11 protein-coding genes and 1 tRNA gene are annotated in these 12913 nt (G+C 71.5%); 6 read left to right on the plus strand and 6 right to left on the minus strand.

The window, feature by feature from the left end:
- Window positions 1-74: 74 nt before the first annotated feature.
- Together KZC57_RS00005 and KZC57_RS00010 are read right to left on the minus strand one after the other, a co-directional pair.
- A tRNA-Arg gene (locus KZC57_RS00005) sits at window positions 75-147 on the minus strand.
- Window positions 148-163: 16 nt separating this feature from the next.
- Window positions 164-973 carry an SGNH/GDSL hydrolase family protein gene (locus KZC57_RS00010; protein ID WP_247640783.1) on the minus strand — a complete coding sequence of 270 codons (810 nt, stop codon included), beginning with the start codon at window positions 971-973 and terminating at the stop codon, window positions 164-166.
- Window positions 974-1066: 93 nt separating this feature from the next.
- Here KZC57_RS00010 and argS point away from each other — a divergent pair, with 93 nt between their 5' ends.
- Together argS and KZC57_RS00020 are read left to right on the plus strand one after the other, a co-directional pair.
- Window positions 1067-2731 carry an arginine--tRNA ligase gene (gene argS / locus KZC57_RS00015; RefSeq protein ID WP_060922230.1) on the plus strand — a complete coding sequence of 555 codons (1665 nt, stop codon included), beginning with the start codon at window positions 1067-1069 and terminating at the stop codon, window positions 2729-2731.
- 8 nt (window positions 2732-2739) lie between these two features.
- Window positions 2740-3588: a DUF2993 domain-containing protein gene (locus tag KZC57_RS00020; protein WP_247640784.1), complete on the plus strand. Its 849-nt coding sequence runs from the start codon at window positions 2740-2742 to the stop codon at window positions 3586-3588.
- Between the two features lie 12 nt (window positions 3589-3600).
- Here KZC57_RS00020 and KZC57_RS00025 read toward each other — a convergent pair whose 3' ends face one another.
- From KZC57_RS00025 to KZC57_RS00040, 4 genes are read right to left on the minus strand one after another with little or no spacing between them, the layout of a single operon-like run.
- Complete coding sequence (locus tag KZC57_RS00025; RefSeq protein WP_247640785.1) at window positions 3601-4335, minus strand: alpha/beta fold hydrolase; 735 nt, start codon at window positions 4333-4335, stop codon at window positions 3601-3603.
- Between the two features lies 1 nt (window position 4336).
- Entirely contained in the window at window positions 4337-4918 is a 582-nt protein-coding gene (locus KZC57_RS00030) for a TetR/AcrR family transcriptional regulator (RefSeq protein ID WP_060922233.1), read from the minus strand.
- Window positions 4911-5801, minus strand: a complete 891-nt coding sequence (locus tag KZC57_RS00035) for an alpha/beta fold hydrolase (RefSeq protein WP_247640786.1) — start codon at window positions 5799-5801, stop codon at window positions 4911-4913. The genes KZC57_RS00030 and KZC57_RS00035 overlap by 8 nt, the downstream gene beginning before the upstream one ends.
- A gap of 51 nt (window positions 5802-5852) precedes the next feature.
- Window positions 5853-6926: a YihY/virulence factor BrkB family protein gene (locus KZC57_RS00040; protein WP_247640787.1), complete on the minus strand. Its 1074-nt coding sequence runs from the start codon at window positions 6924-6926 to the stop codon at window positions 5853-5855.
- A gap of 146 nt (window positions 6927-7072) precedes the next feature.
- Between KZC57_RS00040 and lysA the strand changes: the two genes are divergently transcribed.
- The 4 genes from lysA to rho all read left to right on the plus strand — a co-directional run bounded on the left by lysA (window position 7073) and on the right by rho (window position 12905).
- A complete protein-coding gene (gene lysA / locus KZC57_RS00045; RefSeq protein ID WP_231919604.1) occupies window positions 7073-8491 on the plus strand; it encodes a diaminopimelate decarboxylase in 1419 nt (472 codons plus the stop codon).
- Between the two features lie 21 nt (window positions 8492-8512).
- Window positions 8513-9817, plus strand: a complete 1305-nt coding sequence (locus KZC57_RS00050; protein ID WP_105949605.1) for a homoserine dehydrogenase — start codon at window positions 8513-8515, stop codon at window positions 9815-9817.
- A 5-nt stretch (window positions 9818-9822) separates the two neighbouring features.
- Window positions 9823-10788 carry a homoserine kinase gene (gene thrB / locus KZC57_RS00055; protein ID WP_234024239.1) on the plus strand — a complete coding sequence of 322 codons (966 nt, stop codon included), beginning with the start codon at window positions 9823-9825 and terminating at the stop codon, window positions 10786-10788.
- 164 nt (window positions 10789-10952) lie between these two features.
- Window positions 10953-12905 (plus strand): transcription termination factor Rho, encoded by a 1953-nt coding sequence (rho, locus tag KZC57_RS00060; RefSeq protein WP_374206605.1) that lies wholly within the window; start codon window positions 10953-10955, stop codon window positions 12903-12905.
- Window positions 12906-12913: the final 8 nt, after the last annotated feature.

The raw sequence follows: 12913 nt of genomic DNA on the forward strand, positions 1-12913 counted from the left end.
CTCGAAAATCGAGGTGGCTACAGTTTTGGCTACTGGCGAGCCGGGGTTTTCCTAGCTCGCCCAGTGTTTTCTAGTGCCCCCGACAGGAGTCGAACCTGCGACCTACGGTACCGGAAACCGGCGCTCTATCCACTGAGCTACGGAGGCGTACCGATCGACAATATCACTCGTCGGGGGTGGTCTCCGACCCACCGGCCTCCGTGACCGGCGCGGCGCGCAGTTCGTCGAGCGCCGCGGCGAGCCTTTCGGCGAGATAGCGGTGGCCGTCGGTGGACGGATGCTTGCGTCCTACCTCCACGTCGATGACGGCGAGGTAGTTGTCCTCGGTGATCCAGTCCCGCTCGATCGGGGAGATGTACCACCAACCGCGGGCCGAGGCGAGAGCTGCGAGATCCCGGTCGATCCGTGCGGTCTGCGCGCCCACCGGCAGCTCGTGCGGCGCGGGACCGAGGACCACGATCGCCGCCTCCGGATAAAGCGCCGTCAGCGCGTCCCACGCGGCGGTCACGGCCTCGCGGTAGCCGGCCTCGCCCTGCGCCCGGTCGTTGATGGAGCCCTGGATGATGACGAGGTCTGGATCGAGGGTCGGGTCCAGCGCCGCGATGCGGTCGCCGAAGTCGGGGCCGTCGATCCCGGGCTTGAGGTAGCCGCTGCCGCGGACGCCGTCGACGATGGTCGAGCCGTGCAGGAGGTCGGCGAGCACGTACGCGTAGCCCAGCGTGGGGTCGGAGGCGGCCGAACCGTAGGTCCAGGAATCACCGAACACGAGGACGGTCGGCTCGTCGGGGAGCACGAGCGGCGCGGGGGCGATGACCGCGGCGGACTCGTCTCCGGCGGCGGCGCCGACCGGGAGGGATGACGGCGCCGGAACCCAGGGCCGCCAGACTCCGAGAACGCCCGCGGCGACGGCGACGAGGAGGGCGGCGCCGATGCCCGCGATGCGCAGTCGACGAGGGGCGGCGGGGGCGTTCATGGTGTGAGAGTAGATCACGGAGGACGGATCGCAAACTCCGCGGGACACGGGGCGACGGAACGGGCCTGCGCACCCCCGTAAACTGGGGGATCTATGAATCCTGAAACGCTCGCCCACGCCCTCCTCGCCGTCCTCGCCCCCATCGCCGAGGAACGACGTCCGGGCGAGCCGTTCGACCTCTCCGCCGCCGACATCGTGCTGGAGCGCCCGCGCAACCGCGACCACGGCGACTGGGCCTCGAACATCGCCATGCGCCTGGCCAAGCCCTTCGGCACGAACCCGCGCGAGCTCGCCCAGCAGATCGCCGACGGACTGGCCGATGTGGACGGCATCGCGAGCGTGGAGGTCGCGGGCCCCGGCTTCCTCAACATCCGCCTCGACGCGGCGGCCGCCGGTGCGCTCGCGAAGGTCATCGTCGACGCCGGTCCCGCCTACGGGACGAACTCCTCGCAGGAGGGCGTGAGCGTCAACGTGGAGTTCGTCTCGGCGAACCCCACCGGACCGCTGCACATCGCGCACACGCGCTGGGCGGCCCTCGGCGACGCGATCGTCCGCCTGCTCCTCGCGAGCGGCGCCCGTGCGGTGCGCGAGTACTACATCAATGACGCGGGCGTGCAGATGGACCGTTTCGCCGCGTCCGTGCTGGCCGCGGCGAAGGGGGAGCCCACGCCGGAGGGCGGCTACCCGGGGGAGTACATCGCGACGCTCGCCGGTCGCGTTCTCGAGGCCCGTCCCGACCTGCTCGACCTCCCCGAGGAGGACCAGCTCACCGTCGCCCGCGAGCTCGGCTACGAGTACCAGCTCGCCGAGATCAAGAACTCCCTCGAGCGCTTCAACGTGCCTTTCGACGTGTGGTTCTCCGAGCGCACCCTCCACGCGAAGGACGCCTCGGGCACCAGCCTCATCGACCAGGCCGTCGACCGTCTGCGCGAGCAGGGCCACGTGTTCGACGAGGACGGCGCCGTCTGGGTGCGCACCACCGACTTCGGCGACGACAAGGACCGCGTCATCCGCCGCTCGAACGGCGAGTACACCTACTTCGCCGCCGACGCCGCCTACTACCTGAACAAGGGCGACCGCGGCTTCCGCGACAAGATCTACCTGCTCGGCGCCGACCACCACGGCTACGTGCACCGTCTCAAGGCGGTCGCGGGGGCGGCGGGCGACGACCCCGCGAAGAACATCCAGGTGCTGATCGGCCAGATGGTCTCGATCAACGGCGCCCGCCTCAGCAAGCGCGCCGGCAACATCATCGAGATGGACGACCTGCTCGACTGGCTCGGCACGGACGCGCTGCGCTACTCGCTGGAGCGCTCGCCCGCCGACTCGCCGCTCGACCTCGACCCGGAGCTGCTGCAGAAGCGCACGAACGACAACCCGGTGTTCTACGTGCAGTACGCACACGCCCGCACCCACAACGTCGCGCGCAACGCCGCCGACTCCGGCATCGACCGCTCGGTCTTCGCCCCGGAGACCCTCACGCACGAGACCGAGGCGGCGCTGCTGGGCGCGCTCCAGGAGTTCCCGCGCATCGTCGCGTTCGCCGCCGAGGTGCGCGAGCCGCACCGCGTCGCGCGCTACCTGGAGGAGCTCGCCGGGCTGTACCACCGCTGGTACGACAACTGCCGGGTGATCCCGCTCAGCGACGCCCCGGTGGAGGACGTGCACCGCACGCGCCTGTGGCTGAACGACGCCGCCGGCCAGGTCTTCCGCAATGGGCTCGACCTGCTCGGCGTCTCCGCGCCCGAGCGCATGTAGGGAGCGCCATGAGCGACGACAACCCGACCCTCCCGTACCCGAAGCCCTCGGACGAGCACCCGACGCTCGTGGTCCCGGACCCGGCGGACGGTCGCGAGCGGAAGGGCTCAGCGCCGCGGCGGCGCCGGTGGCCGTGGGTCGTCCTCATCGTCGTGGTGGTGGTCGCGGCCCTCGTGGTCGCGTCGGAGCTCGTCGCCCGTGCGGTACTGCCCGGCGTCGTGCGTTCGATCGTCATCGAGCAGCTCGACCTCCCTGCCGACCAGCAGCTGGACGTCGAGACCGAGGGGGTCCTCCTCCCACAGCTGCTCGCCGGTCGTCTCGACACCCTGCGGCTGTCGACGGACGCCGTCACGCTGCAGGGCATCACCGGTGCGGCTGACGTCACGGCGACCGGCGTTCCGCTGCGGGGCGGCGACCTCGACGGCGCCGACGGCACCATCCGCATCGACCAGGAGCAGTTCACCGCTCTGCTCGCCGACTCGGAGCTCCCGGTCGACACCGTGGAGTTCGCGGCACCGAACGCGACCCTCGGAGGCTCGTTCGACGTGCTCGGCACCGCGGTCCCGGTCTCCGTCACCCTCACTCCGGGGGCTGTCGAGGGCGACCTCGAACTCACCCCGGTGGCGGCGAGCATCGGCGGCGTCGACATCGATCTCGACAGCGTCGGGTCGTCGCTCGGCTCCCTCGGTCACGGGATCACGCAGCCGCGGCGGGTGTGCATCGCGGACCAGCTCCCGGCCGGTCTCACGCTGACGGGGGTCGAGATCGTCGACGATCAGGCCGTGATCGACATCGACGTGGACGGGGCGATCGTCACGGATGAGGCGCTCCAGGAGAAGGGGTCCTGCGACCGCTGACCGGACCCCGCTTCAATCGGGCAGGCGCTCCTGCAGCCGTGCGGCGAGCTCCGTCGGCCGCTGCAGGGGGATGCCGTGTCCGCAACCACGGAGGACCTCGAGGGTGCTGCGGGGATGGACACGGTTCAGCAGCGCGGCGGAACGGCGCATGAGCGGCTTCTCGTCGCCTCCGACGAGGACCAGTGCCGAGCCGGGGTGCGTGCTCCACGCGGGCGGGGGCGTGAAACGCAGGTTCTCCTCGACGGCGCGCAGCAGGGTCGTGCGTGAGATGGCGGCGGAGGTCTCCAGATAGCGGGGAAGCAGCGCGTCCGGGATGAACAGCTCGCGCGCCTGCAGACGGGCGAAGCGCTCGTTCCTGGCGAGCCCGGCCGTGAGGCGGAGCAGCGCGAGGGTCGGTCGGATGGCGCGCAGCGGTTCTGCCTGGGCGCTGATGACGACGGCGTCGGCGACGAGGTCCGGGCGTCGTGCCGCGAGCAGGACGGCGAGCTGCGCGCCGAGGGAGAATCCGACGACCGTGGCCGGTCCCGTCTCCTGCTCCAGCAGGGGGACGAGCGCCGCCACCGTCTCCTCGTGCGACGCGTAGTCCTCGGTCGCGCTGCGGCCGTGACCGGGAAGATCAGGGACGATGACCCGCCGCGCAGGATCGAGGTGCGTGCGCAGCGGCTCCCACATCCAGCCGGCGACGCCGCCGCCGTGCAGGAGCAGAAGCGGTGGTGTTCCCGGGGGACCCGATGTCTCGTGATGCATGTCACTCCGTCTCGAAGCTCGCGGCCATGCGGCCGACCGTGTCGATGGCGCTCTTCAGCGTGCCCCGGTCGAGCGGTCCCAGCGTTCGGGCCGCGGAGAGCAGTCCGAGGGTGGCGCTGGAGAGCACGAGGGCGAGGGCTTCGGGCTCCACGTCCGGCACGATACGGCCCTGACGCTGGAGGTCACGGATCCCGGTGACGACCCGCTCGTGACGTGTCCGGTACCGGGAGGTCGGTTGCGTGGCGACGTGCGCGCCGAGCACTCCCGCATCGTCGAGGAACGCTGCCGTCATGAGCTCGTCGTCGAGCAGCGCGGCCGCCGTGGCGCGGTAGAGGGCGCTGAGCGAGGGCTGCGGTCCGGCGGTGCGGGCGACGGCGTCGGTGATCCGAGCGGTTCCGCGCTGGAGCAGGGCGTCGAGGATGTCGCGCTTCGCGGCGAACTCCAGATAGACGGCGCCTTTGCCGATACCGGCCACGCGGGCGATCGCCGCGACGCTCATCGTGTCGAACCCCTCCGCGAGGACCATCCCCTCCGCCGCGTCGAGGATGCGTGCCCGGCGGTCCGGGACGAGCGGCCTAGGCATCGGAGCCTCGTGCGAACCACTCGCGCAGGGCGGGGATCACGAGGTCGGGACGGTCCCGTTGCACCCAGTGCCCGGCGCCGGGGGCCACGAAGAGCTGCCCGTCCGGCAGGCTCTCCGCGGCCGCCTCGACCCGTCGGAGCGGGACGCCGGAGTCGCGGTCGCCGTGCACGAGGAGGACGGGGACGCGGATCTCGGCGAGTCGATCACGGTAGTCGGTGCGGAGCCGCAGCGGCCGCACCTGGTCGCGCTGCCAGCCGCCGAAGGTCCTGAGACCGGAGCCGGTCGCAGCCTCGGCGAGCACCGCGTCGACGAGAGCAGGGGTGCGGGCGTCGGGGGAGCGCACGAGATCCTGAAGGCCTCGCGTCATCGCCTTGCGGTCGCGTGCGTAGACGCGTGTCATCGCACCGAGCAGGCCCGAACGCAGGAGCAGGAACGTCGACAGGTGGGAGAGGGGCCCGAAGGCGCCGTCCGTCAGGCGCGGCATCAGACCATAGCTGCCGAGGAGGGCGGCGGCGTGCGCTCCGTCCGGGCGGTCGAGCAGATGGCCCAGCGCCATCCCCGCGCCCATCGACAGGCCCCCGATGGCGTAGGCGTGCAGCCCGAGGGCATCGACGAGGTCGCCGACATACTGCACCAGGCGCTCTTGCGTCAGCGGTGCATCGAGGTGTGAACTGCGTCCGAAGCCCGGGTGGTCCGGCGCGACGACGCGGTGCCCGGCCGCCGCCAGCGCCGGCCCGACCTCGCCCCAGGAGAGCTCCGCACTGTCGGCCCCGCCGCCGTGCAGCAGCAGCACGGGCGGCTGCATCTCCCCGGGCGGGCGCCATTCCAGGACCGACACCGCCGCGCCGGGAACGGTCACGGTGTGCCGTCGTGGTGCGGACATGCGTCCCCTCTCGTTGTGACCATCCTATCGATTCCGGTCACAACGAGGGCATCACTCCGGGGCGGCGGTGCCGTTCTCCTCGGCCGCCGCACGCTGGGCGTCGCGCAGCTCGGCCGTGGCGATCTTGACGTCGACCTCGGCGCGCTGCAGCCGTCGCTGGACGAACGTCCGCGCGCCGAACCGTTCGTGCAGGCGGTCGCCGCGCTCCTCTTCGGCCGTGACGATGTAGGCGCACGCGACGAGGATGACCTGCGTGGAGAGCTGGAGCCAGATCAGGAGGGCGAGGAGGGAAGCGAACGAGGCGAGCAGGGGATTGCTCGTCGCTCCGCCCACGAACAGTCCGGAGAGCTGCTGCAGCACGATGAGGCCGAAGGCGCCGAGGAAGGCGCCGCTCCACAGGGAACGGGCGGCCGGCCGGACGCCGGAGAGCAGGAGGAAGGCGCCGACGATCAGGGCGGCATCGAGGATGAAGACCACGAGAAGCGACAGGATCCGGACCGTCCAGGCGAGCAGAGGTGAATCCGACGGCACCCCGAGCAGGTCGCCGATCCAGGTCACCCCGAGCTGACCGATGAACGTGATCCCGGCGGCGAGCACGAACGCGATCCCGATGCCGGCGGCGAGGAGCAGGTTGCGGACGATGACCCAGATCCACAGGATGTCCGCCTGGATCGTGCCGGCGATGGTCCGGATGGCCGTGCGGAGCGAGCCGATGGCGCCGAGGGCGGCACCGATCAGGGCGACGAGGGAGATGATGCCGGCGATCGAGAACGACGCCGGAGTCCGGAGGTCCTTCGTGTCGATGACGCCGCCTTCTCCGATGAGCCCCGGGACCGCGGACTGCACGGCGTCGATGATCGCGCGCCAGGCCTCCGGGTTGCCGGAGAGCCAGAGGGCCGCGAGGGAGAATCCGAGGAGCACGCCCGCGAACACGCTGAACAGGGCGCGATAGGTCACGCTGTCGGCGAGCATCGGACCGCGTCGTTCGGAGTACAGCAGCACCGCCCTCACCGGTCGCCGAGCCAGGGCCCAGGCGATCACCGGGCTCGTGATGCGGGCGACGAGCCCGGGGCGGGCCGGGGCTGCGGAGCGGTTCTCGGAGTCTCGGTTGTCGGTGTCTGCCACATGCCCACCCTATGAGCCGGGCGGTACCGCTCCCCAGGGGGTTGACGCGGCGTGTCACCATGGCCAGGCCGGGACAGAGGGTGCCCTAGAATCGGGGCAACTCGATGTGCGCCTCCGCCCGAGATCCGTCCCACGATTGGTGTTCCGTGCTCGACTCTGCCGCCACGCTCGCTCCGGACTGGCTCGTCGTCCCCGAGGATCCGAACGATCTCGCACCGGGTGTCTGGCCATCGTCGGCCACGCGCGACGAGGACGGCAGTCTCGTGCTCGCCGGAGTGCCGGCGCCCGAGCTCGCCCGCACCTACGGCACGCCGCTCCTCGTGCTCGACGAGGACGAGGTGCGTCGCCGCGCCCGGGCCTTCCGCGACGCTTTCGACCGCGCCGCGTCCGCGCACGGCACTACCGCGCAGGTGTACTACGCCGGCAAGGCGTTCCTGTGCACGACGGTCGCCCGTTGGGTCGTCGACGAGGGGCTCCGCGTCGACGTGTGCACCGGCGGTGAGCTCGAAGTCGCCCTCGCCGCGGGGGTCGCGCCGGCCTCGCTGGGGTTCCACGGCAACAACAAGTCGGTCGCCGAGCTGGAGCGCGCGGTCGCTCTCGGCGTCGGCACGATCGTCGTCGACAGCGCGATCGAGATCGAGCGCCTCGCCGCCATCACGGCGCGTACGGACACCATGCAGCGCGTCATGGTCCGGGTCATCAGCGGCGTCCACGCCGAGACCCACGACTTCCTCGCCACGGCCCACGAGGACCAGAAGTTCGGCTTCCCGCTCGCCGAAGCCGAGGTCGCCGTGGCGCGCATCCGCGAGATCCCGGGGCTGGAGTTCGCCGGCCTGCACTGCCACATCGGCTCCCAGATCTTCGGCGTGGCCGGCTTCCGCGAATCCGCGTCGCGCGTGCTCGAACTGCACGCCGCCCTCCTCGAGGACGGACCGGTGCCGCAGCTGAACCTCGGTGGCGGCTTCGGCATCGCCTACACCCGCGTCGACGACCCCACGCCGATCGACGAGCTGGCCGACGGCATCGTGGCGGCGGTCGCCGAGGGCTGCGCGGCGCGGGGCATCGCGGTGCCCGCGCTCTCGTTCGAGCCCGGGCGCGCGATCGTCGGCACGGCGGGTGTGACCCTCTACGAGGTCGGGACGACGAAGGACGTCACGGTCGCCTCGGGAGCTACCAGGCGTTACGTCAGCGTCGACGGCGGGATGAGCGACAACGCCCGCACGGCCCTTTACGGCGCCAGCTACTCCGCCCGCCTCGCCTCGCGGACGGGGACGGCCGAGCCTCAGCTGAGCCGAGTGGTCGGCAAACACTGCGAGTCCGGCGACATCGTCGTCGACCACGAGTACCTCCCCGGAGACGTGACACCGGGCGATCTGCTGGCCGTCCCGGCGACCGGCGCCTACTGCGCCTCGCTCGCGAGCAACTACAACCACGTCCCGCGGCCGCCGATCGTCGCCGTGCGCGAGGGGCGCTCGCGGGTGATCGTCCGCGGCGAGACCGTCCACGACCTGCTGGCCCGCGACGCGGGCATCGACGGGGCGCACGCCCCTGAGGGAGCACGATGACCCACCACCGAAGGAGCATCCATGACTGACTACAGACGACTTCGCGTGGCGCTGCTGGGCGCCGGAGCCGTCGGCTCCCAGGTGGCGGCCCTCCTGCTCCGCCACGGCGACGAGCTGGCCGACCGCGCGGGTGCCGCGCTGGACCTGGCGGGCATCGCGGTGCGCAACCTCGACGCGCCCCGCGACGTCGACCTCCCGAAGGAGCTCTTCACGACCGACGCCGAGTCGCTCATCCTCGGCGCCGACATCGTGATCGAGCTCATCGGCGGCATCGAGCCCGCCCGCACGAACATCCTCCAGGCGATCGGCTCCGGAGCCGACGTGGTCACGGCCAACAAGGCGCTGTTGGCCACCCACGGGCCGGAGCTGTTCGAGGCGGCCGATCGCGTCGGCGCCTCGGTGTACTACGAGGCGGCGGCCGCGGGTGCCATCCCGATCATCCGTCCGCTGCGCGACTCGCTCGCGGGTGACCGCGTCGTGCGGATCATGGGCATCGTCAACGGCACCACGAACTACATCCTCGACCGGATGGACACCGAGGGCGCCGACTTCGCCGACGTGCTGGCGGACGCGCAGCGCCTCGGATACGCGGAGGCCGACCCCACCGCGGACGTCGAAGGCTACGACGCCGCGCAGAAGGCCGCGATCCTCGCCAGCCTCGCCTTCCACACCGCGGTGCCGCTGGATGCGGTGCACCGCGAGGGGATCACCGCCATCACGGCGTCGATGATCGAGGAGGCCCGCGCGGCGGGCTTCGTGATCAAGCTGCTCGCCGTCTGCGAGCGCATCGAGGCCGACGGCGCCGAGTCCATCTCGGTGCGGGTCTACCCGGCTCTCGTGCCGGTCGCACACCCTCTCGCCTCCGTGCACGGCGCCAACAACGCCGTCTTCGTCGAGGCCGAGGCGGCGGGCTCCCTGATGTTCTACGGTGCCGGCGCGGGCGGCATCCAGACGGCCTCGGCCGTGCTCGGCGACGTGGTCTCCGCCGCTCGTCGGCATATCGCCGGCGGCGTCGGCGTGGGCGAGTCGACCCGGGCGAACCTCCCCGTCGTGCCCATCGGCCACGTCACGACGCGGTACCAGATCACCCTCGAGGTCTCCGACGCCCCCGGCGTGCTGGCGACCGTCGCCGGGATCCTCAGCGACGGCGGGGTGTCCGTCGCGACCGTCGTGCAGACCGTCGAGGGGGAGGACGAGCCGACCGCGCGCCTCATCATTGGCACGCACCGCGCAACGGAGCAGGCCCTCAGCGACACGGTGGACGTGCTCGCGGGCAGCGACGTCGTCGCTCGTGTGGTGTCCGTCCTCCGGGTGGAAGGCGAGTGACCACGGTGACGGCCACGGCTCCCGCCCCCGAGGAGCACGGTGCGCGCGTGGGCCGCACGGTCGAGGTGACGGTGCCGGCGACGAGCGCCAACCTGGGCCCCGGCTTCGACACGCTCGGCCTGGCGCTCAGCATCTACGACCGTCTCGAGGTGACGGCGCTTCCCGCAGGGCAGCTCGAGATCGAGGTCTCCGGCTCCGGCGCCGAGGACATCCCGCAGGATGCGTCCAACCTCATCGTCCGGACGATCGCCCACGTGTTCGCCGACGTCGGTCGGTCGATGCCCGGTCTGCGCATCGTGGCCGAGAACGCCGTCCCGCACGGCCGCGGTCTCGGGTCCTCCGGTGCGGCCGTCGCCGCCGGCGTGCTCGCGGCGAAGGGGCTGCTGGCCGGCGACGTCGACATCTCCGACACCGATCTGCTGCGCCTGGCGACCGAGCTGGAGGGCCACCCGGACAACGTGGCGCCCGCACTGTTCGGCGGACTCACGATCGCGTGGATGGGGGAGCGCGGCCCGCAGCACAAGAAGCTCCTCGTGCACCGCGGCGTCTCCCCGCTCGTCCTCGTCCCGGCCTACACGATGTCCACCTCGCAGGCCCGTTCCCTGCAGCCGCCGCACGTCTCCACGGCCGACGCGGTGTTCAACGTGTCCCGGTCGGCGCTGCTCATCGCGGCGCTGATGCAGAGCCCGGAGCTGCTGCTGGACGCGACCGCGGACCGGCTGCACCAGGATTACCGCGCCGGCGCCATGCCCGAGACGCAGCGCCTCGTGCAGGCGCTGCGCGCCGCGGGATTCGCGGCCGTCGTCTCCGGTGCCGGGCCCAGCGTGCTCGTGCTCGCCGACGGTCCCGGCAGTCGGCTGGATGCGGTGGAGGTGGCCAACAGGGTGACCGACACCCCGTGGGAGGCGCTCCTGCTCGCCGTCGACGTCCGTGGTGGTACAGTGGGGGATCGAGCGGAGGGCTCCACGTAGCATTCGTGAATCTGGCCCCATTGCATCTCTTGCAAGACCCGCACGCGAACCCCTGAGGCACAAGTGCCGAGGCTGGCTGACGCCGAGCGTCAGCCCGTGCGATCGTGCGCAGCACCCGTTGTGCGCGTTCACGCTCATTTCCCATGACCTATAAGGGAGTACTCGTGGAGAACCTCTCCGAGACCCAGAACGATCAGGCGGCTCCGACCGCCGACGCCCCCGTCGCCGAGCAGGCGACCGAGTCGGCTCCGGCCAAGAAGCGCGCGCCGCGCCGGGCGAACACCGCCACGGCTGCGGCCAAGGCGGCCAAGGCCGCGGAGGAGTCCGGTTCGGCGGAGGCCCCTGCGGCTGCCGGCGACTCCGCCGAGGCGGCGGAGGCGGCCCCGAAGGCGAAGGCTCCGCGCCGCACGCGGGCGAAGAAGGCGGACGCCGAGGCTCCGGCCGAGGCCGCACCGGCGGAAGCGGCACCGGGCGCCGAGACCACCGAGGCGCCCGCCGAGGCCCCCAAGTCCGCCCGCGGGCGTCGTACGAAGAAGGCGGACGCCGAGGCCCCGCAGGCGAAGACCGAGAAGGCCGAGGCCGCACCGGCCGACAGCACGGCGGAGACCGCCGAGGCGGGCACTGCTCAGGGCGGCCGCGCCAAGAACGATGCGGCGAAGAGCGAGTCGAAGAACGACAGCGCTGCCGCGAAGAACGAGGCCGAGGCGGACGCTCCGGCGAAGGATGCATCCGGCGAGGCGGACAACGGCGAGGAGCAGGGCGGTCGGGGCCGCAACCGCAACCGCAACCGCAACCGTGGCCGTGGTCAGGGCGGCGGCCAGGAGCAGGCACAGAACGCGCCGGCCGACGACGACCAGTCGGGTAACGGCAACGGCCGCAACCGTCAGCGCAACAAGCGTCGCAGCGGCGGCCAGGTCGACGAGTTCGAGACGGAGATCACCGAGGACGACGTCCTCATCCCGATCGCCGGCATCCTCGACGTGCTCGACAACTACGCCTTCGTGCGCACGACCGGCTACCTCGCCGGCCCCAGCGATGTCTACGTCTCGCTCGGCCAGGTCAAGAAGTACAACCTCCGCAAGGGCGACGCCGTCGTCGGCTCCATCAAGCAGCCGCGCGAGGGCGAGCAGCAGGGCCGCCAGAAGTACAACGCGCTGGTCAAGGTCGACTCGATCAACGGCCTCTCCGTCGACGACGCGGCCACCCGCGTGGAGTTCGGCAAGCTCACCCCGCTCTACCCGCAGGAGCGTCTGCGCCTGGAGACGGCTCCGGAGAAGCTCACGCAGCGGATCATCGACCTCGTCGCGCCGATCGGCAAGGGCCAGCGCGGCCTCATCGTCGCGCCGCCGAAGGCCGGCAAGACGATCGTCCTGCAGCAGATCGCCAACGCGATCGCGCAGAACAACCCCGAGGTCCACCTCATGGTCGTGCTCGTCGACGAGCGCCCCGAAGAGGTCACCGACATGGAGCGCACCGTGAAGGGCGAGGTCATCGCCTCGACCTTCGACCGCCCCGCGGAAGACCACACGACGGTCGCCGAGCTCGCGATCGAGCGGGCCAAGCGCCTCGTCGAGCTGGGCCGCGACGTGGTCGTGCTCCTCGACTCGATCACCCGCCTCGGACGCGCGTACAACCTGGCCGCTCCGGCGTCGGGCCGCGTCCTCACCGGTGGCGTCGACGCGTCCGCGCTCTACCCGCCGAAGCGCTTCTTCGGTGCCGCCCGTAACATCGAGAACGGCGGATCCCTCACGATCCTCGCCACCGCGCTCGTCGAGACCGGCTCCAAGATGGACGAGGTCATCTTCGAGGAGTTCAAGGGCACCGGCAACAGCGAGCTGCGGCTGTCCCGTCAGCTCGCCGACAAGCGCATCTTCCCGGCGGTGGACGTCAACGCGTCCAGCACCCGCCGCGAGGAGATGCTGCTCTCGGCCGACGAGGTCAAGATCACCTGGAAGCTGCGCCGCGCTCTCGCCGGCCTCGACCCGCAGCAGGCCCTGGAGGTCGTGCTCGGCAAGCTCAAGGAGACCCACTCCAACGTGGAGTTCCTCGTGCAGATGCAGAAGTCGATCCCGACGCTGCCCTCGGGCGCCCACGGGCACGACAACAACATCCGCTGAGGTCCGAC

It is taken from the genome of Microbacterium sp. KSW4-4 (genome assembly GCF_023091185.1).
In the GTDB taxonomy this organism is placed as follows: domain Bacteria; phylum Actinomycetota; class Actinomycetes; order Actinomycetales; family Microbacteriaceae; genus Microbacterium; species Microbacterium paraoxydans.